The organism is Antiquaquibacter soli (assembly GCF_030580675.1).
Lineage (GTDB): Bacteria > Actinomycetota > Actinomycetes > Actinomycetales > Microbacteriaceae > Rhodoglobus > Rhodoglobus soli.
The window spans coordinates 59,562-84,197 of the sequence record NZ_JAUQUB010000006.1 but is presented as its reverse complement, the minus strand read 5'-3'; the positions used below and the strand labels follow the sequence as shown (position 1 = coordinate 84,197).

Below are 24,636 nucleotides of genomic sequence, written 5' to 3'. Positions count from 1 at the left end.
GCTACTTTACGGCGCGGATCGGGGCGATGAGCGCGGCCCCGATCACGGCGAACACCCCGCCCGCGATGAAGAGGGCGCTGTAGTTGCCCCCGCCGCCGATACCGAGGAAGAGCGGCGCGATCGCGGGCGCCACCGACTGCGGGAGCGAGTTGGCGATGTTGAAGATGCCCATGTCCTTCGCCGCGGTGTGCTCCTTGTCGGGCAGCACGTCGGTGAGGAGTGCGAGGTCGACGGCGAAGAAGGCGCCGATACCGATGCCCATCACGACGGCGGAGACATAGAAGAGGGGCAGGGTGTGCGTGAGGGCGAGCATCCCGAGTCCGACGCCGACGATCGCCGCCGACGCGAAGACGAACGGCTTGCGGCGGCCCGTGCGGTCCGACACGCGACCCGAGACGAGAGCGCTCACGGTGAGTACGGCGGAGAAGATCAGCAGGGCGTAGAGCTGGGTCAGCACGACCTCGTCCGCGGGCACACCCAGTCGGTCGCCGATGAAGTACACCTGGTACGTCGTGTAGACGGCGAAGCCGAGGATGACGAAGAACCGGCCGAACCACGCCCAGCCGAAGTCGCCGCGCTTTCCCCGCTCGATGCGGAAGGATCTCGCGAACGCACGCCACGAGAACGCTCCGGCCTCCTCGTGCGGCACGTCGCGGATGACGAGCACGACGACGACCATGAGCACAGCCCCGACGACGCCCGGCACGAGGAACATCAGACCGATGCCGCCACCCGCGGCCTGCACCCCGAACGCGATGCCGATGCCGAGGAGCGGCGACACCTGCTGCGCGATGCCGAGCACGGCGCTCACCCGCGCGCGCTGCTCGAGCGGCACCTGGTCGGGCAGCAGGGCCTGGAGCGCGGCGAGCACCCAGTTGAGGGTGAGCTGGCTGAGGATCCAGCCGATCGTGGCGACGAGGAGGGTGGGGGCGAAGCCGACGATCGCGAGCGCGACGACCCCGCCGAGCGCTCCGGCGAGGATCCACGGGCGACGTCGACCGAGCCCGCTGCGCGTGCGATCGCTGAGCGCGCCGGACAGCCCGTTGGAGACGATCGCGACGAGGGCGCCGATCGCCGCGATGAGGCCGAGGCTCGACTCCTTGCCCTGCGGGTCGAGCTCGCCGACCTTGAGCGCGAGCGTCGTCGCGACGGGGGTGATGAGCGCGATGTAGGCGCCGACGTACCCGATCGCGTACACCGCGATGAATCGGGCCGGAGCCTTAATGACAGTCGTCGTCATGGTTCCCCGAGAGTATCGGGAGAACCATGACGACGGAACCGTCTAGAGCGGTACTACTGTGCTGTGTTCTTGCGGCGGAGCAGGACGAGCCCGAGTCCGGTGAGCGCGAGCAGTGCCGCCGCCCACACGGGAGCGAAGGATGCCACGGCGCCGGTCAGGGCGAGCATCGGAGTCGAGCAGTCGCCGCTCGGGAGCGCGAAGGTGAGGGTGATGGGCTCGTCGGTCCACTCGGCGGCGAGCGTGTCATCCTCGTTCGTCGGCGACGCCTCGATCACGACCGAACCGGCCTTCGACACCGGGTAGGTGCCGGCGGCGGTCTCGGTGCCGTCGACCGTCCACGTCACGTCGCCGAACTCGGCGCCGATCGTGTACGAGCCGGCCGAGCTGCACGTGAGGGGGGTCGACGAGTAGCTCGGCAGGACCTCGGCGAGGGTCGGGGGCTCGCAGCCCTCGGCCGGCCGCTCGAAGGTCAGCACGATCGGGGTGCTGCCCTGCGTCCACGCGGAGTCGAACCCGTCCGTCGGGTCGGTCGGCGTCGCGACGAGCGTCACCGTGCCCGGCTCGGTCACCGTGTAGGTGCCCGGCTCGGTCTTCGTGCCGTTGACCGTCCAGGTGACGTCGCCGAACTCGGCGCCGATCGTGTAGGAACCGTTGGCCGTGCAGCCGAGCTGCTGCGACGAGTAGGTGGGAAGCACCTGCGACAGGGTCGGGGGCTCGCACTTGCTCGTGTCGACCGCGATGAAGTTCCACGTGTGGGTCGTGTCGGTCCAGTCGTCCGGCTCCGGCTGGGCGCCCTGAAGCGTGTAGCCGTTGAGCGCGGTCGCGACGACCTGGTGCGCGCCCGGCTCGACGGCCGTGAACTCCTCGGTCACGACGGTGCCGTCGATCGTGTACTGAACGTTCGGGTTCAGCTCGACGCGGATCCAGCTCGTGAGCTCGGTGTCGACGACCACGTCGCACGTGGAGGCCTGCGGATCGGTGACCGTCACCAGGCACGACTCCGTGGAGATCTCCTCGGGAGTCATGGCCCGGGTGGTGACGACGGGCTGGCCCGCGACCTCCTCGCCCTCGACCCAGGTCGCCGTCTCGGTGTCGAACACCCAGTCCGTCGTGTAGGTGGTGGTCGTGACCGTGGCGACGGTGGTGTCGCAGTCGTAGGACGAGACGACCTCGTCGCGCGTCTTCGGCTGCGGCTTCTCGGGCTCGTCGCACGGCACGATCGTGAGGTCGAAGCTCTCGGTACCCGCGTTGACGGTGTACCCGCCGCCGGCCGGCCAGATGTTGGCGACGGAGAAGGTGACCTTCTGACCCGCCGGGACGACCTGGTTGTACTCGGGGAAGTAGGGGATCTCGAACGGCACGTCCACGTTGCTCTTCGTGTTGTCGAACGTGATCGCGACCTCGCGGAAGTTCGCGGTGCCGTCGGTGTTCCACGTGCACTCGCCGTAGACGATCGAGGCATCCGTGTCGATGACGCACTCGTAGTAGGCGCCGACATTGCCCTCGAAGACGATCTCGGTCTTGTCGTCCGCGAAGCGGTAGCCGTCCTGCGGAGTCGCGGTGACGGTGTAGTCGCCGGTCGCCTGGTCGAACTCGACGACGTAGTCGACGCCCTCGGTGACCTGCGGAGTGACGGTGCCGTAGACGCCGCACTCGGTCACCGTGGTCAGGGTGGGGGCGACGGGCTCCGCGAGCTTCGGGCAGTCGTAGTACTGGCCGAGGTCGAAGGTCCAGCCACCGGCCGGGTAGCCCTGCAGCACGAACGGCGCGTTCGCGACGGCGGTGACCGTGTTGATGCCCGTCTGGCCGTTACCGGTGAGCGTGTAGTCGATGTACATCGTGTCGGCGGGAACCACGACACTGCCGTAGGTGCCGCACTCCGTGATCGGCGTGGCGGTCGGCTCGACGACGGTGGTCGAGTTGCAGCCGAGGGCCTGTCGCATCCACGTCGGGTTCGGGCCGGTGAAGCCCATGCTGTGGAGGAACGTCTCGGGGAACGGGTTGCCGGGGCCGTAGAGGTTCGCGGTCGGGTCGGGCTGCGCCGTGAAGGACGCGTAGATGTCGCCCTGACCGCACGACACGGCAGCGACGTAGGGGTAGGTGCCGACGCTCGTGATCTTGGGGAGCTTCTGCACGACATCCCGGGCCTGCGGCCACAGCGTGCTGCTCGTGTACTTCCAGCTCGTCGCGGTGACCCAGAAGCCGTCGCAGAGGTCGTTGGTGTACTTGGTGGGGTCGGGGTTGACGACGGTGATGACGCCGGAGTTGGCGACGGAGTCGTAGGTGTAGCTCACGGCCGACTTCGGAAGGCACTGGAGCACGGGCTGGCACTCGGGGCCGGAGCTCGGGGGCGAGAGGGTGCCCGTGAACGTCTTGGTGGGCTGCCCGTTGAACGAGTATCCGGTGCTGGCCGTGGCGGTCACCGAGTAGGTGCTGCCCGTGATGACGAGCTCGCCCCACGTGGCGCCGGAGATGGCGCCCTTCGCGACAGTCTGGCCGGAGTCGCACGTGGCGTCGGTGAGGACGACAGCGGCGGATGCCTCCTGCGTGCCGCAGTACAGGAACTTCGCGGCGTCGCGGTTCTGGTTGAAGTAGGAGCTGTTGAACTGGACCCACTCCACCGTCCAGCCGCCGGTGAGGTAGCTGGAGTAGGTGAAGGTGAAAGTGCCGGAGTTCTTCTGCGCCGCCGTGATCGGCAGCACGATCTGGGGACCGGTCTTCTGCGTGATCCGCAGCACGAGACCCGACTCGCTCGCCGGGTCCTGCGACTGACGCTGGTCGACGTAGGCGTTCAGCTGGAACTTGGTGCCGTTCTGCACCACGTCCATGTTGATGTGATCGCCGTTCTTGAGGGCGGCGTTGGTGTAGATCGTGGCGGCCGTGCAGTCCACTCCGTTGGTTCCGGAGACCGGGGTGCCGCACGCGGCGGGGAAGCTCGAGAACGTGTACGACTGGGAGTTCTGCACCGTGCCCGACTGCTTGAACCACTTGACGGTGATGTCCGTCTTGATGCTCGCGTTCGTCGTCACGTGCTGCACGAAGGTGTTCGTCTTCGAGTTCGCCGTGTTGTACTGCGGGTTGGCCGGCAGCACCGTGTTCACCGGGATCGCGGCGTTGTTCGACGACGTGATGGTGCCGGCGAAGTTCTCCGAGTTGACGACGGTCCACGTGACATCCCAGCCGCCGTCGCTCGTACACGCGGCGGTTGCACTGAGGTCGGTGTGGTGTGCCGACGCGGGGGCGGCGACAGCGATGACGGAGAGGCCGACGGCGAGCAGCAGGCTCGACAGTACAGCGGTGAACTTCTTAAGCACGGGGCGAATCTCCTGGGTAAGGGAGTTCGGGCTGCGCCCAGTGACACACGTCTCTCGGGGGCGAGATGTGCATGCCTGATCGGGGTAAGGCTCGACTACACCGGGTTCGGGTGCGGATGGTGATTTCGGGTCACATCCACGCGGTGCGGTCACCACGATAGCAGGTCGGCATTTTGGGGGACAAGTCTCCCCATTCGGGGGGTGCGGAACGGTCTGTCTGCGACTTAACAGGAGGAGCCCCGACGCTACCCGGCGCCGGGGCTCCCGTCTGGTTGTCCTGACCTACTCGGCCGCCGTCCGGCGCCGCATGATCAGGAGGACTCCGCCCATCACGACCAGGCCGGCCGCAGCCGACAGGCCGATGATCGGCAGGTACGAGCCGGTCGAGGCCAGGAGGCCCGTCCCGTTCGAACCGCACGGCCCGGCCGCTCCGGTGATCGTCAGCACCCACTCGGTGGGGCCGAAGATACCCCAGAGGGGCGAGTCGGTCTTCGCGGTGACCGTGTAGGTGCCCGCCGACTTGGTGATGGTGCCCTGCGCGACCTCGACCCCGTCGATGGAGTAGATGACGTGCTCGGTCGGCTTCAGCACGATCGTGCCAGCCGCGGTGCAGGTCTGGTTGGTCGCGGATGCGGCCGGGAAGACCTCACCGAGGGTGGGCGGGTCGCACTCGCCCTCGTACGGGACGAAGGTGTGCTCCCACTCGGTCGTGCCCTCGAGGGTGAAACCGGGCTTGGCGTGGGCCTGAACGACGACCACGTCGCCGTTCTCGGCCGGGTAGCTGCCCGCCTCGTAGTCCTCGAAGTCGCCGCCGTTGATGCTGACGGTGTACTGCACGCCCTCGGTCGCGGGGATCTCGAACATGCCCTCGACGAGGTCGCCGACGATGGCGGGAGTGATCTCGCTCGCGTCATCCTGCACGAAGGGCACGCACTCCTCGTTCGCGAACGTCACGTCGGCCGCCGTGGCGCACTCGGTGTAGACACCGAGGTTGCCGGAGTACACGACCTCCTGCTCGCCCTCGAAGTAGTAGCCCTCCGCCGGAGTCGCGGTGATCTCCCACGCGCCCGACTTCCCGTCGCCCGCGGTGAGCGTGTAGACCACGCCCAGCGTCTCGGCCGGGGTGACCGAGCCGTACTCGCCGCACTCGGTGATCGAGACGACCTCGGGCTCGACCGGGCTCGCCTTCGTCAGGCACTCGCCGGCGCTCTGGAAGGTGTGGCTCCACGGCTCGTCGTAGCCGACGAGCTCGAAGCCGTCCTCAGCGGAGGCCCGCACCTGGACGGTCGTCGGGTACACGGTCACGGGGTAGTCGCCCGCGGTCGCCTCCACCCACGGCTCGTCACCGATCTTCACCTCGTAGAGCACGCCCTCGGTCTCGGGGATCGTGTACGAGCCGCCGCTCTGCGTTCCGGGGCCGGTGCACTCGGAGTCGACGAAGTCAGGCTCGACCGGGGTGACGCACTCGGTGTACTCGCCCACGTTGCCGTCGAAGTACACCACCTGGTCGCCGTCGAACTTGTAGCCGTTCGCCGGGGTGGCCTTGATCTGCCAGTAGCCCTCGGTGCCGTCGCCCTGCACGAACTCGTAGACGACGCCCTCGGTCTGCTGAGGAACGACCGAGCCGTACTGGTCGCACTCCTCGATCGGGGTCACGGTCGGGGCGACCGGGGTCGCCTCGTAGATACAGTCGTCCTCGCGCTCAGGAACGGTGTACGACCAGTAGGTCGGCTCGTTCACGCCCACCCAGTCGGGATCGCCGTACGCCCACACCTCGATCGTCGTGCCGACGGGCTCGTAGTAAGTGCCTGCGGCAGTGGTCTCCGCGGTGGCACCGTTGATGCTCACCTCGTAGCGCACCCCCGTGGTGCTGGGGATGATGTAGCTGCCGTCGCCGACCACGCCGGGGGCGTCGCACACGGGGCCGGAGAACGTCGGGATCGCGGGGGTCGTCGTGTACGAGCATCCCGCTGCGAGGATGTCCGACCCGGGGATGCCGGAGAAGCTCGTCCCCAGGTTCTTGCCGTCGAAGTGCTTGAGCGTCCACACGCCGTCGACGCTCTCCCAGTAGTCGAACGCGGGGATGATGTCCGCGTTGTGCTGCTCGTTGTGGCCGCTCTTGACGATCGCGTCGTCGTCGATCGTGATCTCCTCCCAGCCGTTGGCCGCCGTGTCCGGGGGCGTGGCGTGGCAGATCGTGACGGGCACGTGGTTGGGCTCGCAGTTCGGGAAGCTGTTCTTCTTGATCGACCCGCTGCTGGTGTTGGTGTTGTTGTTCGACCACTTCGCCGACAGCGTCAGCGTCTTCGCGGTGGGGGTGGCGAAGTATTCGGTGAAGACCTTGGTCTCCTTGTTGCCGAAGGTCGTGCCGACAGGGACGAGGGCGGTGTCGCTCGAGGCAGTAATGGTCTCGGTGAGCGACTCGGAGTTCGAGACCGCCCAGTCGACCTGGAACTGATAGTCGTCCGTACAGGAGATCGTCGGGACGATGTCGTTGTGATGGGCGCTCGCGGAGGTCGCGGTGAGGGCGACCATCCCGAGCGCCAGGGCCACGGTCGCGAGACCGGCCAGGGCTTTCTTGAACATGGTTAGCGTCTGCTTTCGGGTAGGCAGGCGCGCAGGATGAAACGACTGCGGTCGCGGGGCTCGGGTAAGCGGTGGTGCGGCCGCGCTTCGGGTTGCGCGACTGTTTTACGGGGGATGCTCGGAGGCGGCTTTCGGGTCCGCCCCGGGCTGGGGGGTATCACCTTCTTCTTCTCACCAGTCGGGATAGCGACGGTTCGGGGGCCGATCGCTCTGGTGACGGCGTCACGATACCAGTCCCCCAAACGGCGGACAAGAGCTTGGTGAATGTTGTTCTTTACTCGATATACCGGGGAGCTGTGCACGCCTCCGAAACGACGGAGGTGCGGCGGGGTCGGATGCCCGGAGCCGCGTCATCCCGCGGCGGGGCCGCGTGGCATCCGCCGGACCTCCGTCGTTTCGGAAAGGGGGCGGGACGGGACGGGAACGGTCGGGCTGCGGAGGGGGGAGCGGCGGGCGGAGCTCCCGCGGCGGCGGCGGGCCGGGTCAGTGCACGTACTCGAGGAGGTCGAGGCCGACGGTGCGCATCGCCTCCAGCACCCGCAAGCGCGCAGGCAGCCCGTCGTCGTTGAACTGCACGGAGACCGCGTACGAGACCGCGCGGGAGGTGCCTCGCAGGGCACCCGCCTCGGCGCGCACCCCGACATCGGTCCCCGTCTTGTTGACGAGCAGGGTGCCGTGGTCGGTGCCGCGGTGCGATAAGGGGTCGAGTCCGAACGCGCTCGCGACCATCGACAGGTCGCTGTTGAGCGACAGCCACCCCATCACGCGCTGGCTCGTGAGCGGGTCCACGATCTCGTTGCGCGCGAGGGCGGCGAACAGCCAGCTGAGCTCGGCGGTCGAGCCGACCGAGAGCTGGGGCGCATCATCCGGACCGCGGCTGTCGCGCACCAGATCGAGCAGGGCCGTCCTCGCGAGGCCGAGCGACTCGGTGCGCGCCCGCACCGCGGCGAGGCCCACCTGCCGCAGCAGCACGTTGGTGGCGAGGTTGTCGCTCGTGCCGCCGACGAGCGCGGCAAGGTCGGCGACGGGCAGCGACGGCGCCTGCAGGTGCTGCCAGATGCCCGAGTCGCCGACCGCGTCGCGCGCCGTCTTGTCGAGGATGCCGTAGCCGGAGAAATCCCGGGAGGTGAGCCGAGCCGACACCTCGATGAGCAGCAGGATCTTGCCGATGCTCGCCGTCGGGAGCACGATGCGGTCGTCGATCGCGAGGAGCGTCCGGCCCGAGTTGATGTCGACCGCGCTCGCGGAGACGCGGGCGCCCTCGTAGGCGATGCGCCCGAGCGCGGCGAAGGTGCCGGAGAAGTTCTCGGCGTCTCCGGCCCCGGAGTGGCGCGCCGCTCGAGGCGTGCGCACGCGCTCCCAGCGTTCGCGAGTGCGGGCGATCTCTACCAAATAGTGACGCGGTCCTTCGGGTCCAACCAGAGAGCATCGGATTCGGTCACACCAAAGGTGCCATAGAACTCGTCGATATTGCGAACGATCTGGTTGCAGCGGAACTCGTTCGGCGAGTGCGGGTCGATCGACAGCAGCCGGATGACCTCCTCGTCGCGCGCCTTGAGCTGCCACGCCTGAGCCCACGACAGGAAGAACCGCTCCGCCCCGGTGAGCCCGTCGATGACGGGCGGCTCCTGCCCGCCGAGCGAGATCAGGTACGCCTTCCACGCGATGCCGAGGCCCCCGAGGTCGCCGATGTTCTCGCCGATCGTGAGCGCGCCGTTGACGTGGTGGTCGGGAACCTGCTTCGGGGCGAGCGCGTTGTACTGCTCGATGAGCGCCGACGTGCGCTCCTCGAACGCGGCCCGGTCCTCCGGCGTCCACCAGTCGGTGAGGCGGCCGTCGCCGTCGTACTTCGAACCCTGATCGTCGAAGCCGTGACCGATCTCGTGCCCGATGACCGCGCCGATGGCACCGTAGTTCGCCGCGGCATCCCGGGTCTCGTCGAAGAAGGGGAACTGCAGGATCGCCGCCGGGAACACGATCTCGTTGAAGCCCGGGTTGTAGTAGGCGTTGATCGTCTGCGGCGTCATGAACCATTCGTCGCGGTCGAGCGGCTTGCCGATCTTGCCGAGCTCGCGCTGGAACTCGAACTCGTTGGTCGCGCGCACATTGCCGATGAGGTCGGCGGCGTCGATCGTCAGGCTCGAGTAGTCGCGCCACTTCGACGGGAAGCCGATCTTCGGAGTGAACTTCTCGAGCTTGTCGATCGCCCGCTCGCGGGTCTCCGGCCCCATCCAGTCGAGGGTGAGGATGCTCTGGCGGTACGCCTCGACGAGGTTCGCGACGAGCACGTCCATCGCCTCCTTCGCCGACGCCGGGAAGTGGCGCTCGACGTAGATGCGGCCGACGGCCTCGCCGAGCGCCCCCTCCACGAGCGAGACGCCGCGCTTCCACCGAGCCCGCAGCTCCGGGGTGCCGGTGAGGGTGCGGCCGTAGAAGCCGAAGTTGGTCTCCACGAAGTCCTTGCTCAGGTACGCCGCGTTGGAGCGGATGACCTGCCACGCGAGCCAGTCGCGCCAGGCATCCAGGTTCTCCTCCCGCAGCGTCGACTCCAGGCCCTGCATGAAGCTCGGCTGGCGGACGACGACCTCGTCGAAGGAGTGCTCGGGCACGCCGAGGGCGTTGAGCCAGACATCCATGTCGACCTCGCCGACGAGCGCGTTCGCGGCGTCCCACAGCATCGGGTTGTAGGTCTTCTCAGAGTCGCGGCTCGCGACGTTGTCCCAGTGGTGGCTCGCGATCTCGGTCTCCAGGGCGACGATGCGGGATGCCCGTGCCGCGGCATCGTCGAGGCCGGCGAGTGAGAGCATCCGCTCGAGGAACACCGCGTACTCCGCGCGGATCGAGGCGAACTTCTCCTCGCGGAAGTACGACTCGTCCGGCAGGCCGATGCCGCCCTGCTCGAGGAAGACGAGGTAGCGCTCCGGCTGGCCCGGATCGTTGTCGACGAAGACCTGGAAGACGCCGGTGGACCCGCCGCGCTCGAGGCGGCCGAGCGTCGCCAGGAGCGACGGGATGGAGTCGACCTTCGCGACCTCGGCGAGGAGCGGCTGGATGGGCTCGGAGCCGAGCGCCTGGATGCGGGCCTCGTCCATGAAGCTCGCGTACAGGTCGCCGACCTTGCGCGCCTCCGTTCCCGGGTCCGCCGACTGCGACTCCATGATGATGTCGCGCACCGCCTTCTCGGCCTCCTCCGCGAGGAGGTAGAAGGAGCCGTAGCGGGCCTTGTCGCTCGGGATCTCGGTTCGCTCGATCCAGCGCGAGTTGACGTGGCGGAACAGGTCGTCCTGAGGGCGGATGCTCGGCTCGAGCTCGTCGAGGTGGATGCCGGACGTGAGGGGGCTGTCGCTCATGCAACCAGCCTAGAGGCGAGGTCCCGACGACGCAGGGGCGGAGGCTCGCCTGCCCGGGCCTGGACGGCCAAGCGCTGCAGCTCGAGGTAGTCGATGAGGGGGTCGCGGCCGCTCGCGACGATCACCGCGCCCTTCGGAACCGCGTCGACCAGTTCGGGAGGCGTCGCTCCGAGGAACCACACGAGCGTCGACGCGCCCGCGTGCTGCGCCGCCCCGTGGCGCACGTCGCGCTGGGTGTAGGCCTCGGCACGGAAGCCGGCGACGGCCGCGACCGACTGGGCAGCGCGCGCCGCGAGCGCGGCCGTCCATCCGCTGCCGACGACGAGGAGGTGGTCGACGCCGGGGGCGGTCACGGGCACGTCGCCGGCGAGCACGGATGCGGCGAGCGCGGGCAGCGCCGTCAGGTCGGCGCCGAGCGCCTGCCGCACTCGCACCAGGGTCGCCGACTCGAAGGAGACGATGCCTCCCGTCGCCGCGATCGCGACGACGTCGTCGACGAGCGGAGCCACTCGGGAATGCTCGCCGGTCGTCACGGCGGTGCGGCGGACTCGGGGCGGCAGGTGCCGCAGGGCGTGGAGCAGCTCCGGCTCGGCGCCGTCGCGGGAGATCGCGACCACGTGGTCCCAGTCGCGCCAGATACGGGGGTCGCCTGCCTGCTGCGCGTCCGTCGGACCGTGCTGGTGCACCTCGCGGAGGTCGGCGAAGGCGCGCGCGACGTGCACGAGGGGCCCCGCGCCGAGCACGAGCATCCGCTGTCCCGGGGAGCGCAGCAGGTGGCCCTCCCCCGGCACGGCAAGGGTGGCGCGCCAGAGCTCGGGAACGGCCTCGAGCTCGACCTGCAGCGCCTGGCGCCGCTCGCCGGGCTCCGAGTCATCGAACAGGGAACAGTGGTGCACCGCGTCCTCCGCACTATCGGGTAATCGTGCTGGCGTGCGGTCGCCGGTGTCCCCCACTTGGCGGACATGGGGCGAAGATACAGCGCGCGAAATCGGCCAGACGACTTATCCACAGACGTCGCCCCGGACCGGCTCGGCCTCTCTCCGCCGGATAGGGTGCCGGTGCCATGCCACAAGCACACGCCTCGCTCCCGTTCGCCACCCTTGCACGGAGCCCCCGCAGCGGCCCGATCCGCGAGTTGACCCCCCGGACGCCCGGGGAGTCCATCCGCTACATCGAGCACGACTACCCGAGCGCGTACTCCCGATGGCGCTATCACCCGGAGTACGAGATCCACCTGATCCGTCGGGGGTCGGGGAGCTACCTCATCGGCGACCACGTCGGCGAGTTCTCCGCGGGGCACGTCGCTCTCATCGGTCCCGAGCTCCCGCACGATTGGATGAGCGACGTCGCCCCCGGCGAGGTCATCGCGCGGCGCGACGCCGTCATCCAATTCGACCAGGGCTGGATCGACCGGTGCGTCGCACTGCTGCCCGAGGCCTCGGATGCTCTGACGATCCTCTCGGCATCACGCCGGGGCATCGTGTTCGGAGGGCGCACCGCGCGGCTCGCCGCGGCCGAGATCGAGGCGGTGGGCTCGTCATCCGGCAGCCATCGGCTCGCCCACTTCTTCTCCCTGCTGTCGGTGCTCGCGGAGGCGCCCGACCACGACCTCGAATACCTCACGATCGAGCAGTTCCCGGCCATCGAAACGGTTCGGGATGGCGCGGCCGCTGAGGCCGGGCTGCAGTACATCCTGGAGAACTTCGCCGGCGACGTGAGCATGGCGGAGGCCGCCCAGCTCTCCCGCATGTCGGAGCCGACGTTCTCGCGGTACTTCAAGCGCGCGAGCGGCCACACCTTCACCGACCTCGTGCGACGGCTCCGCATCGCGAACGCCTGCCGACTGCTCGCCACCACCACGAGCCCGGTGGCGACGATCGGCTCCGCGGTCGGCTACCGCAACCTCGCCAACTTCAACCGCCAGTTCCGCGCGGTCGTCGGGATGACCCCGCGGGAGTACCGGGCGCTGCCCGAGGAACAGCGCCCGGTACTCCCTTCCGTCCGCTAGCGGCAGTACAGCGTCGGGTCAGCCCAGTCGGCGTGGTCCCAGGCATTACCGTCGCCGGCGTTCGTCGCCACCAGCCGCACCCTCTGGGCGCCCGTGACGATCCCGGAGAGGAACTGCGGCTGATCGCCACTGACGAGTCGTGTCGAGGTCGCCACCAGGGTGTCGTCCGCCCAGATCTGGAACACGACGGAGCCCCGCCAGTTGTCCCAGTTCTCACGAACCTCGTCATCGACGCCAACCCAGGCCGTCACAGCCTCGCAGGAACCGCCTGTCGGGATCGTGACCGAGGCATCCTGGCCTGGTCCCCCACCGGGTGCCATACCGAGCCCCGTCTTCCACCCGGTCATCGCGCCGAGCGAGATGGGTCGACCGTCGCCTGCGGGCTGTTCGCCGAGGCTCATGTTGCGCTCCACCGGTCCCCAGTAGCTGACGCCGGGGCCCTCCCAGTTCATCGCCGAGACGGCGAACTCGGTGAGCGCCGTGACCTGCTTCTCGCAGAACAGCCGCGGCTCGAGCCAGTCGGCATGATCAGCGTCTTGATTGTCCCCGCCATTGTTGACGGCGAGCATGACGTGAACCGCGCCCGTGATGTCCGCCGACAGGAAGTAAGGAGCATTGCCTCCTCGCATCACCGGGCTGGTCGCAACAGGCTTTCCGTCGGCGTAGACGATGAACTGGGCGCTGCCCCACCGTCCCATCTCGTCGTCGATGCCCACCCAGGCCGAGAAGCTGGTGCACGCCCCGCCGAGCGTGGACACTTCGACTTGCGCCTCACCCTGCTTCCACGGCGGTGGAACCATCCCGATACCCGACGACCAGCCCGACACGCCGCCAACAGCCATCGCCGGCTTGCCCGGGTCGGCCGTGACTGGACGACCATCCCCCTCGGGTTTCTCGCCATTGGACTGGTTCTTCTCCACCGGACCCCAGAATCCACTGGACCGCAGCCAGTCCGCATTCGCCACCTCGACCAGGCCCTGGATGCGCGATGGCCGCGGCGGGGAGAGAGTCGCGATCGTGGACCCCTGGTGCACGCACGTGAGCGTGGGGTTCACAATGTTGACGAGTGCTTGGTAGTTGATGCCCTGATCGCTCGTGATCGAGATCGTCAACTGCCGCGGGCCGGAGCCCAGAGCCTTCGATTCAAACCATTGGACGCCGCTGCTTCCGTCCCCGTAGAGGGTAATCTGCGGGCCAACTGACGTCGGCGCGCCGAGCGTGTGATTGTCGCCGTAAGGCGCGATGGACGCCGCCACCCGTTGAGTGCCGCGGATGATTCGTCCCCACGGATCGCGATAGCTGTCGAAGTACGAGTCGTAGCCGACACCGAACTTGACGGCGTAGCAGTTTGCCGGGACATCCCACGTCACTGTCGAGTCGGCGTGCACCCCCACGCCGCTGTCGTACTGCGTGCCGGCAATGTTCAACGGTCGATCCGAGCACGCCACATTGAGGCGCGGAAGCGGCAGCTTCTCGCCTGACGGTCCCTGCTGGTTCTGGCACGTGGGACCGTTGGTCACCGATGTCGGCTTGAGGTAGCGGACGGGATCGGCAGCGATTTCAGCATCCGTGCCCGCCATGTCGGCGGTCACCGTCTCCACCGGGTCCTGGTAGAAGCTCGTCAGGAGCGAGCTGTAGGTGTCGGAGGTGGTTGAGCACTCGAGCGTCGGATTGGCGAGGATGACCCCGGGCAGCGCGCTCGACGACGTGGCGCGGCTGCCCGGCGTCGCCGTGACCGTGAGGATCAGGAACTCAGACCCTGCGGGCAGAGCCACGTCGATCTCGCTCTGCAGCTCCGATCGCGTAGAGGGCCGGTCGGGGGCAGCAGCCGGTACCACCTGGCTCAGGAGAGTCTGGCTTGTGGCGATCGACCCATCCACCCCGCGACCGACGGAGACCGAGAACTCGTCCCGGGAGACTCCGTTCTTGGCGACCAGCATGTTCGCTCCGTACCCGATGCGGGCTCGGAAGCGCGAGCAGTTGTCTCCAACGAAGTACGCGATTTGACTGGTGCCGGTCAGCTGCATCGACTTCGCTTCGACCGCGCCGAGAGTGACGGTGCCCTTCTGGGGGTCGTACCCGGTCGCCAGTGCAGGATTGTCGATGAGCCGCTTCGGCGTCCCGACGTGATCCCGGAGTACTGGACTCTGAACGGGAGCGGACTCGGCAACCACCGGGAGGCCAACCAGGGACTGAACGCCTCCGGGCGCCAGGAGGCTGTTGCTACTGAGCTGGTCGGGCGCCACGGGGATCTTGCCCGAAGCACACACATCGATCTCCGCGGGGGTCATCGGAATCGAGACCGGGATCCAGGTTCCTTGCGGCACGAGCGGTGAGTTGGGCTGGTACACGTTCCCCTCCCGCTCTTTCGGGATCTGGAGGTATTGCACTCCGGACGCTCGCGCCGTGCTGTCGACGGCGAGAAGGGAGGGCTCCTTCCACGTCCAGAGCACCTCTGTCACCGAGTACTGCGGCTTGAAGGCCAGGAAGCCCCAGTGATAGGGCGGAACGGACATCTGCTGCGTCTCCCGGACGGAGTAGTTGCTCGTGAGTGCTCGTTCCTCGGTCTCGGAGTACGACGTGACTTGCGTGTTGGCGTAGTTGAAGGTCACCGCAACTCCTCCGCCAACTCCGCCCGGCTTGTTGTCAACACTGAACGTGATGGCGAATCCCTTGGTGTGCTCCTCCGCGCTTCCCTTCGTCTTCGACGTCGAGGTCCCGACCCCCATCTCGACACCGCCGAAGACGGAGACGATCGGCATCGGCCTGGTCGGCTGGCAGTTTGGCGTCACGTTGCTGCCGAATCGGGGCGGGACGACCGAATCGGGCAGCGAATAGCGATTGATCACATTGCCCTTGCAGTCGAGCGCCTTGAAGACTGCAGGTGTCGCCTCGAGGCAGGGAATATCGCCATTCGGATCGACCGACTGCAGGGGAGAGTCGGCGCTGGCGGCGGGGGTAGTGGGGGAGGTCAGCAGGCTCAGGGTCACTGCGATACAGGCCAGTGAAGCCACTAGGGCCCGCACCCCGAGGGGGTGACGTGGCATCGGTGCACTTCCTCTTCGCGCCCCCGGGGCGGGGGCGATTGGTTGCACACTCTAGGAACAGGTGGGTGACCTCTCGAGGGGCTGTGGTGAAGCGCCCCGGCGAGTGATACGTAGTTGTCAGGTTCCGGTACTCATACTCACGAATCGGGCGTGCCGCTGGGTGGTGCCGGGCATCTGTTACCTCGGAGAAACGAGCAGAAGGGGCCGCCGCCCGTCAGGCGCGCGGCGGAGCCGTCGTCGAGCCGAGGTGCAATTCGCTGGAGAAGGACTCGCCCCGGGCATCCCCGCCCTCGACGAGCGCGACGGCGGCACGCCCCGCGGCGCGACCCTTCTCCACGGAGGGCTGCACGAGCGTCGTCAGATCGTGGTGGGTGGTGCCGTCGAGGCGGATGCCGTCGAAACCGAGCACGCTGAGGTCGTTCGGCACCCGCATCCCGGCCTCCTCGGCCGCACGGATCACCCCCAGCGCGAGCAGGTCGCTCTGGGCGATGACGGCGGTGATCTCGGGATGCGACGCGAGCAGGTCACGGCCTGCGGCGAGCCCTTCCTCGGCGGAGAAGCCCGCGGCTACCACGCCCGGCGCGTCGGGGAAGACGTCGCGAGCGCCGCGGATGCGCTGGATCGTCGTGTGCACGTTGCTGCCCTCGATGAGCCCGTCCGACAGCGGCTGGGTCTCGTGTGCCGAGCCGAGGGGAAGGGTGACGAGACCGACCCGCTCATGCCCGAGCTCGCGCAAGTGGCGCGCGCCCGCTGCGGTCGCCTCCCGATTGTCGAGGTCGATGTGCACGACGCCCTCGAGCGGCTCCGCCTCGATGGCGACGATCGCGATTCCGCGCTGGCGGAACGCCGTCACCGGCACGTCGAGGTCGCGGCTGCAGCCGATGAGGATGACACCGTCCATGGGGGCGAGCGCAATGCCGGCCACCGACTCGGCGGTGTCGGTGAGCAGCAGCAGGGCGAAGCCCGCGGGGCCGAGCTCGTCGGCGACGCCCTCCAGCACGGCGACGTTGACGGGGTCGCTGAACGCGTACTGGAGTCGGTCCTCCATGACGACGCCGATGATGCCCGAGCGCCCCTTGCGCAGCGACTGCGCGCGCGGGTCGGGGCCGGCGTAGCCGAGCTCCTCGGCGGCGGCGAGCACGCGGGCGCGGGTGGCCTCGGAGACGGGTCCGGCGCCGCTGAAGGCGAGCGACGCCGTCGACGCCGACACCCCTGCCCGCGCCGCGACGGCGGCGAGGGTGGGTCGCTGGGTTGCCGCGGTCGTCATGGCTTGGTAGCTTAGTCGAATCGATTCGGTCGAATCGATTCGATAGTCGCCGAGGAACCATGACCACCCAGCTCACCACCACCCAGACGAAGGCCTGGCGCAACGCCGTTTTCCTCATCTTCGCCCTCCCCGGGCTCGCGCTCGCGACGTGGGTGTCGCGGCTGCCCGCCGTGCGAGACTCGCTCGACATCCGCATCGACCAGGTGGGCATCCTGATCTTCGGCATCGCCGCCGGCTCCATCGTCGGCCTGCTGCTGTCCAGCCACATCGTCGCCCGACTGGGCGCGCGCCGCACGATCCTCGTCGCCATGAGCGTGTGCGCTGCCGGCCTCGCGCTCGCCGGCGTCGGCGCCACGTTCGGTCCCGTGTTCGGCGTCACGTTCGCGGGCCTGCTCGTCTTCGGCTTCTCCTCCGGCATCACCGACGTCGCGATGAACGTCTCGGGCGCCGCGAACGAGCGCGCGCTCGGCAAGGCGATCATGCCGATCTTCCACGCCTTCTTCAGCTTCGGCACGATGATCGGTGCTGGCCTCGGCGCCCTCGCCGAGTTCGTCGGACTGCCGATCGCCGCCCACCTCGGCATCCTCGCCGTCGTGATGGTCGTCGGCACGCTCATCGCCTACCCGCGGCTGCAGAGCGAGCACGTCGGTGCCGACGGAGAGCCCGTCGAGGATGCCTCGCACCAGACCTGGCGCGACCGCCTCGGCATCTGGCGCGACCCCCGCACCGTGCTCATCGGCCTCATCGTGCTCGCGGCCGCCTTCGCGGAGGGGTCGGCGAACGACTGGCTCGCCCTCGCCATGGTCGACGGGCACCACGTCGACAACGCCACCGGCGCGCTCGTGTTCGGCGTGTTCGTCACCGCGATGACGGCGGGTCGCCTCGGGGGCGTCGTGCTGCTCAACCGGTTCGGACGGGTGCCGGTGCTGCGGGCATCCTTCGTCCTGGCCGCCGCGGGACTGCTCGTCATGATCTTCGTGCCGAACCCGTGGGTCGCGACCGCCGGTGCTGTCGCGTGGGGCCTCGGCGCGGCGCTCGGCTTCCCGATCGGCATGTCGGCCGCGGCCGACGACCCGCGCACCGCCGCCGCTCGCGTGAGCGCGGTCGCGACGATCGGCTACCTCGCTTTCTTGGCGGGACCCCCGGTCATCGGCTTCCTCGGCGAGGGGCTGGGCATCCTGAACGGCCTCCTCGTCGTGCTCGTGCTGTGCGCGATCGGCGCGCTCGTGTCGTACGCGGCGCGGGAGCCCGAGCGCACGGCGCGCGCCGAGCCCGAGACCGACACCTTCGCCGACCCCGGGGCGACGGCGCCGTAATGCCGTGAGTGGCGAGTTCCGCCCCTTCGGAAGGCGCTGTGGGGCGCCTCGAGGGGCGAAACTCGCCACCCGGCGACGGCGGTAGCGTAGAAGGATGCGTCTCGTCATCGCCCGCTGCTCCGTCGACTACGCGGGGCGGTTGAGCGCGCACCTCCCGCTCGCGACGCGGCTGCTGCTGGTGAAGGCGGATGGCTCGGTGCTCGTCCACTCCGATTCGCTCAGCTACAAGCCGCTCAACTGGATGAGCCCGCCGTGCGTGCTGTCGACGGTCGAGCCCGACGAGGAGCAGACCGAGGCCGGCGTCACCGAGGTCTGGAAGGTCGCGCACGCGAAGACCGCCGACCTGCTGGTGATCTCCATCCACGAGATCCTGCACGACTCGTCCCACGCGCTCGGCCACGACCCGGGGCTCCAGAAGGACGGGGTCGAGGCGCACCTGCAGAAGCTTCTCGCGGAGCAGATCGAGCTCCTCGGCGACGGCTACCGGCTCGTGCGGCGCGAGTACATGACGGCCATCGGGCCGGTCGACATCCTCGCGACCGACGCCGCCGGCGCGAGCGTCGCGGTGGAGATCAAGCGCCGCGGCGACATCGACGGGGTCGAGCAGCTCACCCGCTACCTCGAGCTCATGAATCGCGACCCCCTGCTCGCCCCCGTCTCCGGCGTCTTCGCCGCCCAGGAGATCAAGCCGCAGGCCCGCACCCTCGCTCACGACCGAGGAATCCGCTGCGTCGTTCTCGACTACGACGAGATGCGCGGCCTGGACGACTCGCACTCGCGCCTCTTCTGAGGCGCTCGTCAGCAGACGTTGAAGCGCGATACCCGCTGAACGCCCGGCGCCAGCCGGATCCGCGGCCAGATCAGCACCTCGGAGCCCACCGGCACGAACCCCGCCGCGAGGAACGCGCGCAACGACCTCGCGTTGCCAGGGCTCACTTGAGCCCACACCGGTTCCCCTGCGGGAACCTGCTCGAGGCCGAGCGCGAGGAGCCGCCGTCCGGCTCCCGAGGGGGCCGAATCGGGGTCGAAGAGCTCGACGGAGAGCTCGCGGCGGCCGACGAGACCCGTGCCGAGGACGACGACGCCGTGCCTGTCGGCGAAGACCGAGACATCCCGTCGGTGCTGCCGGGCGCGGGCGACGCGCGGATGCCCGTCGTGCTGCCGCGTCGGCTGCGCGTCACCCCCGCCGAGGCCGCGGGCGACGAGCACCGCGTCGAGAGTCCCGGGCACGTGCGAGGAGCCCGCCACCCAGGCCTGAACGTCGGGCGCGAGGGAGGACCCGAAGCCGCCGTCGGGGGCGCGCTCCGCGACGTCCTCGGCCGAGGCATCCGTCAGGACTACCGCGTGACCGGTGAACGCGACGATCGCGCGCGTGCCGTCGGCGTCCGGGGGCAGCACGTCGACCGTGCCGTCGGCAGCGGGGAAGCGCCCGTCGGCCGCGTCCCGGAGGATCGCGGCGAGCGGATGCGGGGACGGCGGCACCGTCGATCCCCCGTTCACATCGCTCCCGTGCATCCGCATCACCCTAACAGCGCGGGCGCGTAGGCTCTCAAGGGCTATGACGAGCCCCTACACGTGCATCCTGTTCGACCTCGACGGCACGATCGCCGACTCCGCGCCCGGCATCACCGAGTCGCTCGCGCACGTCTTCGAGGAGCTCGGACGCCCGGTCCCGAGCCCGGAGGAGCTGCGGCTCTGGGTGGGCCCGCCGATCCTCGACGCCTTCCGCGATCGGGCGGGCATGACTCCCGAGGAGTCGGCCGTCGCTCTCGCGATCTACCGCGACCACTACCTCGCGAAGGGCAGCAAATCGAGCCCGATCTTCGAGGGCATCGCCCCGGTGCTGCGCGCGATCCACGAGTCGGGGGTGCCGCTCGCGCTCGCCACGTCGAAGCCGGAGTTCCCGGCATCCGTGATCCTCGACCACGGAAACCTCACGCAGTACTTCCGGGTGCTGTCGGGCGCGTCGATCGACGAGATCCGGTCAGCGAAGAAGGACGTCATCGCCGAGGCGTTGACCCGGTTCCGGATGATCGGGGCGGATGTCTCGCGCCCCATCATGGTGGGCGACCGCGACTACGACATCGAGGGGGCCGAGGCGAACGGCATCCCCGCGATCTTCGTGGAGTGGGGCTACGGCCACGAGGGCGAGCAGGGGGGCGCGATCGCGACGGTCGGCTCGCCCGCCGAGCTGCTGCCGCTGCTGCTCGGTTAGGGGCAGGTCATCCGCGTGGAGGCGCGGTCCTGCGAGCGGACGAACGTGTGCAACTCCATCGCCTGACCGCACAGGGGGCACGGCTTCTGGGCGGTGGGAGGAAGCGGCTCCTGGTCGAACGGCCCGAGCTGGGCGGGGCCCATGTAGGGGAACAGTGCGCGGTTGAGCTTCTGCCACCACGCCTGCTTGACAGTCTTGTCGGATACGGAGGACACGAATAGTTAGTATACTAATTAAATGACGGATGTCGACCCTCTCGCCCTCGACCGACAGGTGTGCTTCGCCCTCGCCGCCGCCTCCCGCGCCGTGATCGGGCTCTACCGCCCGGTGCTCGAGCCGCTCGGGCTCACCCACCCGCAGTACCTCGTCATGCTCGCGCTCTGGGAGCGCAGCCCGCGCACCGTGCGAGACCTGGCCGAGACCCTCTACCTCGAACCCGCCACCCTCTCTCCGCTGCTCAAACGACTGGAGGAGGCGGGGCTCGTCTCGCGCACTCGCAACGCTACCGACGAGCGCGCGCTCGACGTGTCCCTCACCGCCGAGGGACGCGCACTGCGGGCACGGGCGGAGGCCGTGCCCGGCCGGGTGGTCGAGAGGCTCGGGCTTCCGGCGAGCGAGCTGGAGGGCATCCGGGATTCCCTCACAGCTCTGCTGGCGCGCATCGACGAGGTCTAGCGTCCCGAGCACTGCTCACGCTTGAATGGGGTCATGGGATCAGCGTTGACCACCATCGGACTGCCCGTCGCGCTCGGCATCATCATGCTGGGCCTCGGACTCAGCCTCACCCCCCGCGACTTCACGCGCATCGCCAAGCACCCGAAGGCGGTCGTCATCGCCCTCGTCTGCCAGCTCCTGCTGCTTCCGCTGGTGTGCTTCGGACTCGTGCTGCTCTTCCGGCTGCCACCCGTGCTCGCGGTCGGGATGATGCTGCTCGCGGCCTCGCCGGGCGGCACGACCGCCAACCTGTACTCCCACCTGTTCCGTGGCGACATCGCACTCAACATCTCGCTCACCGCGATCAACTCGATCATCGCCGTCTTCACGCTGCCGCTCATCGTCAACCTGTCGATCGCGTACTTCGAGCCCGGCGACGGGCAGGTGGGCATCCAGCTCGCGAAGGCTCTCGAGGTGTTCGCGATCGTGCTGCTACCCGTCGCCCTCGGAATGCTCATCCGCTGGTGGAAGCCGCGATTCGCCGAGCGCATGGACAAGCCCGTCCGCATCGCGTCGATCATCATCCTCATCGTGGTGATCGTCGGCGCCGTCGTCTCGAACCTCGCCGTGTTCCTCGAGAACGTCGTCGCCCTGGCCGGCGTGACCGTGCTGTTCTGCCTGCTGAGCCTGACGATCGGCTTCCTCGTGCCTCGACTGCTGCGCGTGAGCCGGGAGCAGGCGATCGCGAGCTCGTTCGAGATCGGCATCCACAACGCCACGCTCGCGATCGTGATCGCGCAGACCGTGCTGAACAACTTCGAGATGAGCCTGCCGGGAGCGGTGTACGGGGTGCTGATGTTCTTCATCGCCGCCGCGTTCGGCTTCGCGATCCGCGGGCGTCGGACGGCGGATGCCCCGGCGCCCGCGACCTCGTAGCACCCGCAGAACCCCGTTTCTCAGGAATATGCCCCCGCCGCATGGATAGTGCAGCCGGTGGACGGGTAATCCTGAGAAACGGGGGGTGTGGTCAGCGGGCGAGGCGCTCCACCACCGCGCCGTAGAGGCGAGGCGCCCGGGCGGCGAGCGGCACGATGCCGCCGCGCAGCGGGGATGACGCGGCACCCACGAGCCCTCGGGTGAGCACCCGGAACGGGCGCGTCACCCGCCGCCACTCCCGCTCGTACGGCCGCCCACCCGTCAGGGCGGCAACCGCGACCCGGGCCTGCTCGAACCCGAGCCGGAGGCCCTCCCCCGTGATGGCGTCGACGTAGCCGGACGCATCGCCCACGAGCAGGACTCGGCCGAGCTGCACGCGCGCGGCACGCTGGCCGAACGGGCCCGCGCCGCGGCGGTCGCTCAGGGGACGGGCATCCCGCAGCCGCTCGCCGACCGTGCTCGCGATCGCGGCCTCGATGTCGGCGCCCTGCACTCCCAGCACGGCGACGCCGACGAGGTCGGGGCCGAGCGGGGTGACGTAGACCTCGGCATCCCGCGTCCAGTGCACCTCGATGTGGTCGTTCCACGGCGCGACCTCGAAGTGCTGGCGGATGCCGAACCGCCGCTGCCCCGTCGGCCCGGGCCGCTCCAGCCCGAGGGCGCGGCGTGCGGGTGAGTGCAGCCCGTCGGCGGCCAGCAGCCAGTCGGCCCGCAGTCCCCCGGCGGTCACGCCCGAGGCATCCTGAGCGATGCCCTCGGCCCGGCAGGTGACGAGCGACACTCCCAGGGCACGCGCCCGGTCGGCGAGGGCCGCGTGCAGCACTGTCCGTCGGACGCCCCGACCCGGCCCGCCCTCGAAGCGGTGATCGGCGACGACGCCGCGGGACCGGTAGCTCACCCCGACGAGCGGGGCGCCCTCGGGGTCGACGCCGAGCCGCTCGAGGAGCGGCAGCGCGCCCGGCATGAGCCCCTCGCCGCACGCCTTATCGACCGGACCCTCGCGGGGCTCGAGCACCACGACCGAGAGCCCAGCGAGCCGCGCCTCGATCGCGGCAGCGAGGCCCACCGGCCCGCCGCCCACTACGAGCACATCGGCGTCGCGACTCACAGCTCGCGCAGCGCCCGGTTCTCGGTGGGAATGCGGAACCCCAGCAGCAGCACCGCGTTGAGCACGGTGAACACGATCGCCGTGATCCACGCGGTGTGGACGAGCGGCAGTGCGATGCCCTCGACCGCGACGACGACGTAGTTGGGATGCGAGAACCACCGGTACAGCCCACGGTCCGCGACGCGGCCCGCCCCGGGCACGACGATCACGCGCGTGTTCCACTGCCGGCCGAGCGACGCGATGATCCAGTACCGCGCAGCCTGGCACGCGAGCGCGATCGCGAGCATCGGCCAGCCGAGCCACGGGATGAACGGCCGGTCGAGCAGCACCACCTCAGCGATGCACGCGAGCAGCAGGCCGGTGTGCAGGGCGACCATGAACGGGAAGTGGCCCTGGCCGAACTCGCGGCCCCCGCGGGCGAACGCGTCGGCGGCGTTGCGGCGCGAGACGACGAGCTCGACGATGCGCTCGGCACCCGTCACGAGGATGAGGGCGATGTACAGCCCGACGCTCATGGCAGCTCCAGGAGCACGAACTCGGCACTGACGCCGGGGCCGAGCGCGAACACCAGCCCGGGGCCGGAGACCCCCGCCTCGAGGGTGTCGGCGAGCACGTGGAGCACTGCCGACGACGACAGGTTGCCGACCCGGTCGAGCGTGGCCCAGCTGCGCGCGAAGGCGTCGTGGGGCACGTCGAGCGCGTGCTCGAAGGCCTCCAGGATGCGCGGCCCGCCGGGGTGGGCTACCCACGCCGCGACATCCCCGGTCCCGAGTCCGTGCTCGGCCAGGAACGCCGCCGTCTCCGCGGGGAAGTGCTGAGCGATGACGTCGGCCACTCCCGCGGTGAGCACGATCTCGAATCCCGTGCCGCCGACGTTCCAGCCGATCACGTCTGTCGTGTCGGGGTAGAAGGAGCTCCGCGTCGCGACGATGCGCGCACCCTGCTCGGCGCGGTCGTCGCCGACGAGCACGACCGCCGCGGCCCCGTCGCCGAAAAGTCCCGTGGCGACGAAGTTCGCCACCGACTCGTCGCCGCGCTGCAGGGTGAGCGAGCACAGCTCGACGCTCAGCAGCACGCCGACCTCGCCCGGATGCCCGACCAGGTAGTCGTGCACGCGCGCGAGTCCGGCGGCTCCCCCGACGCAGCCGAGTCCGAACGACGGCAGTCGCTTGACGTCGGAGCGCAGCCCGAGGCGCTGCACGAGCAGGGCATCCACCGAGGGAGCGGAGATGCCGGTGACCGACGTGAACATCACGAAGTCGACATCGGGCGGCTCGAGTCCCGCCGACTCGAGCGCCTCCCGCAGCGCGCGCTCCGCGAGGTCGGTCGCGCACTCGATGAACAGGTCGTTGGTCTCGCGGAACGACCCGAGGTCGCGGTAGCGCTCGAGCGGCAGCGCCGTGTGCCGCGTGGCGATGCCGGATGCGCCGTGCATCCGTTCCAGAACTGCCCGGCGGTCACCGCCCGGCGACAGGATCGGCGCCAGTTCGGCGGTGATCTCGGCCTGCGAGTAGGCGTAGGCGGGCAGCGCAGGCGCGACCGCCGCTATTCGACTCATGCCCTGACGGTACGCCCTAGCGCGGGCGAGCGGCAGG

The 24,636-nt window shown here is 69.3% G+C and carries 19 protein-coding genes; 6 read left to right on the top strand and 13 right to left on the bottom strand.

The features are described from left to right. Position 1: 1 nt before the first annotated feature. The 6 genes from Q5716_RS15055 to Q5716_RS15030 form a co-directional block, all read right to left on the bottom strand. A complete protein-coding gene (locus tag Q5716_RS15055) occupies positions 2-1,240 on the bottom strand; it encodes an MFS transporter (protein WP_305003975.1) in 1,239 nt (412 codons plus the stop codon). 53 nt (positions 1,241-1,293) lie between these two features. Then, positions 1,294-4,554 carry a hypothetical protein gene (locus Q5716_RS15050; RefSeq protein WP_305003974.1) on the bottom strand — a complete coding sequence of 1,087 codons (3,261 nt, stop codon included), beginning with the start codon at positions 4,552-4,554 and terminating at the stop codon, positions 1,294-1,296. Positions 4,555-4,836: 282 nt separating this feature from the next. After that, a complete protein-coding gene (locus tag Q5716_RS15045; protein ID WP_305003973.1) occupies positions 4,837-7,140 on the bottom strand; it encodes an LAVTG motif-containing sortase-dependent surface protein in 2,304 nt (767 codons plus the stop codon). Positions 7,141-7,623: 483 nt separating this feature from the next. Then, complete coding sequence (locus Q5716_RS15040) at positions 7,624-8,532, bottom strand: serine hydrolase (protein ID WP_434056623.1); 909 nt, start codon at positions 8,530-8,532, stop codon at positions 7,624-7,626. Next, positions 8,526-10,490 carry a M13 family metallopeptidase gene (locus Q5716_RS15035; RefSeq protein WP_305003971.1) on the bottom strand — a complete coding sequence of 655 codons (1,965 nt, stop codon included), beginning with the start codon at positions 10,488-10,490 and terminating at the stop codon, positions 8,526-8,528. Before Q5716_RS15035 ends, Q5716_RS15040 begins: the two co-directional genes overlap by 7 nt. Then, the gene (locus Q5716_RS15030) at positions 10,487-11,386 is read right to left on the bottom strand and encodes a hypothetical protein (protein ID WP_305003970.1); all 900 of its coding nucleotides are present in this window, start codon (positions 11,384-11,386) and stop codon (positions 10,487-10,489) included. The genes Q5716_RS15035 and Q5716_RS15030 overlap by 4 nt, the downstream gene beginning before the upstream one ends. 167 nt (positions 11,387-11,553) lie before the next feature. Here Q5716_RS15030 and Q5716_RS15025 point away from each other — a divergent pair, with 167 nt between their 5' ends. Then, positions 11,554-12,498, top strand: a complete 945-nt coding sequence (locus Q5716_RS15025; protein WP_305003969.1) for a helix-turn-helix domain-containing protein — start codon at positions 11,554-11,556, stop codon at positions 12,496-12,498. Here Q5716_RS15025 and Q5716_RS15020 read toward each other — a convergent pair. Beyond that, the gene (locus tag Q5716_RS15020; RefSeq protein ID WP_305003968.1) at positions 12,495-15,545 is read right to left on the bottom strand and encodes an NPCBM/NEW2 domain-containing protein; all 3,051 of its coding nucleotides are present in this window, start codon (positions 15,543-15,545) and stop codon (positions 12,495-12,497) included. The genes Q5716_RS15025 and Q5716_RS15020 overlap by 4 nt on opposite strands. A gap of 214 nt (positions 15,546-15,759) precedes the next feature. Further along, positions 15,760-16,812 carry a LacI family DNA-binding transcriptional regulator gene (locus Q5716_RS15015; protein WP_305003967.1) on the bottom strand — a complete coding sequence of 351 codons (1,053 nt, stop codon included), beginning with the start codon at positions 16,810-16,812 and terminating at the stop codon, positions 15,760-15,762. A 59-nt stretch (positions 16,813-16,871) separates the two neighbouring features. Here Q5716_RS15015 and Q5716_RS15010 point away from each other — a divergent pair, with 59 nt between their 5' ends. Beyond that, positions 16,872-18,128 (top strand): MFS transporter, encoded by a 1,257-nt coding sequence (locus Q5716_RS15010; protein WP_305003966.1) that lies wholly within the window; start codon positions 16,872-16,874, stop codon positions 18,126-18,128. Positions 18,129-18,222: 94 nt separating this feature from the next. Beyond that, positions 18,223-18,918 carry an endonuclease NucS gene (gene nucS / locus Q5716_RS15005; RefSeq protein ID WP_305003965.1) on the top strand — a complete coding sequence of 232 codons (696 nt, stop codon included), beginning with the start codon at positions 18,223-18,225 and terminating at the stop codon, positions 18,916-18,918. Positions 18,919-18,926: 8 nt separating this feature from the next. Here nucS and Q5716_RS15000 read toward each other — a convergent pair whose 3' ends face one another. Then, positions 18,927-19,643: an N-acetyltransferase gene (locus Q5716_RS15000; RefSeq protein WP_305003964.1), complete on the bottom strand. Its 717-nt coding sequence runs from the start codon at positions 19,641-19,643 to the stop codon at positions 18,927-18,929. 43 nt (positions 19,644-19,686) lie between these two features. On the opposite strand from Q5716_RS15000, the gene Q5716_RS14995 reads away from it, so the two are divergent. Beyond that, positions 19,687-20,343 carry an HAD hydrolase-like protein gene (locus Q5716_RS14995; RefSeq protein WP_305003963.1) on the top strand — a complete coding sequence of 219 codons (657 nt, stop codon included), beginning with the start codon at positions 19,687-19,689 and terminating at the stop codon, positions 20,341-20,343. On the opposite strand, the gene Q5716_RS14990 is transcribed toward Q5716_RS14995, so the two are convergent. Further along, positions 20,340-20,558 (bottom strand): hypothetical protein, encoded by a 219-nt coding sequence (locus Q5716_RS14990; RefSeq protein ID WP_305003962.1) that lies wholly within the window; start codon positions 20,556-20,558, stop codon positions 20,340-20,342. The two genes, Q5716_RS14995 and Q5716_RS14990, sit on opposite strands and share 4 nt — an antisense overlap. A gap of 22 nt (positions 20,559-20,580) precedes the next feature. Here Q5716_RS14990 and Q5716_RS14985 point away from each other — a divergent pair, with 22 nt between their 5' ends. Together Q5716_RS14985 and Q5716_RS14980 are read left to right on the top strand one after the other, a co-directional pair. Continuing rightward, the gene (locus Q5716_RS14985; RefSeq protein WP_305003961.1) at positions 20,581-21,018 is read left to right on the top strand and encodes a MarR family winged helix-turn-helix transcriptional regulator; all 438 of its coding nucleotides are present in this window, start codon (positions 20,581-20,583) and stop codon (positions 21,016-21,018) included. A gap of 33 nt (positions 21,019-21,051) precedes the next feature. Next, on the top strand, positions 21,052-21,933 hold the full coding sequence (locus tag Q5716_RS14980; RefSeq protein WP_305003960.1) for a bile acid:sodium symporter family protein: 882 nt from the start codon (positions 21,052-21,054) through the stop codon (positions 21,931-21,933). 91 nt (positions 21,934-22,024) lie between these two features. Here Q5716_RS14980 and Q5716_RS14975 read toward each other — a convergent pair whose 3' ends face one another. Genes Q5716_RS14975 through Q5716_RS14965 form a run of 3 tightly spaced genes read right to left on the bottom strand, consistent with a single transcriptional unit; the run spans position 22,025 to position 24,635 of the window. Further along, a complete protein-coding gene (locus tag Q5716_RS14975) occupies positions 22,025-23,041 on the bottom strand; it encodes an NAD(P)/FAD-dependent oxidoreductase (RefSeq protein WP_305003959.1) in 1,017 nt (338 codons plus the stop codon). Continuing rightward, positions 23,038-23,556, bottom strand: a complete 519-nt coding sequence (locus Q5716_RS14970; RefSeq protein ID WP_305003958.1) for an isoprenylcysteine carboxyl methyltransferase family protein — start codon at positions 23,554-23,556, stop codon at positions 23,038-23,040. The genes Q5716_RS14975 and Q5716_RS14970 overlap by 4 nt, the downstream gene beginning before the upstream one ends. Then, positions 23,553-24,635 (bottom strand): type III polyketide synthase, encoded by a 1,083-nt coding sequence (locus Q5716_RS14965; protein WP_305004015.1) that lies wholly within the window; start codon positions 24,633-24,635, stop codon positions 23,553-23,555. Before Q5716_RS14965 ends, Q5716_RS14970 begins: the two co-directional genes overlap by 4 nt. Between the last annotated feature and the right edge of the window lies 1 nt (position 24,636).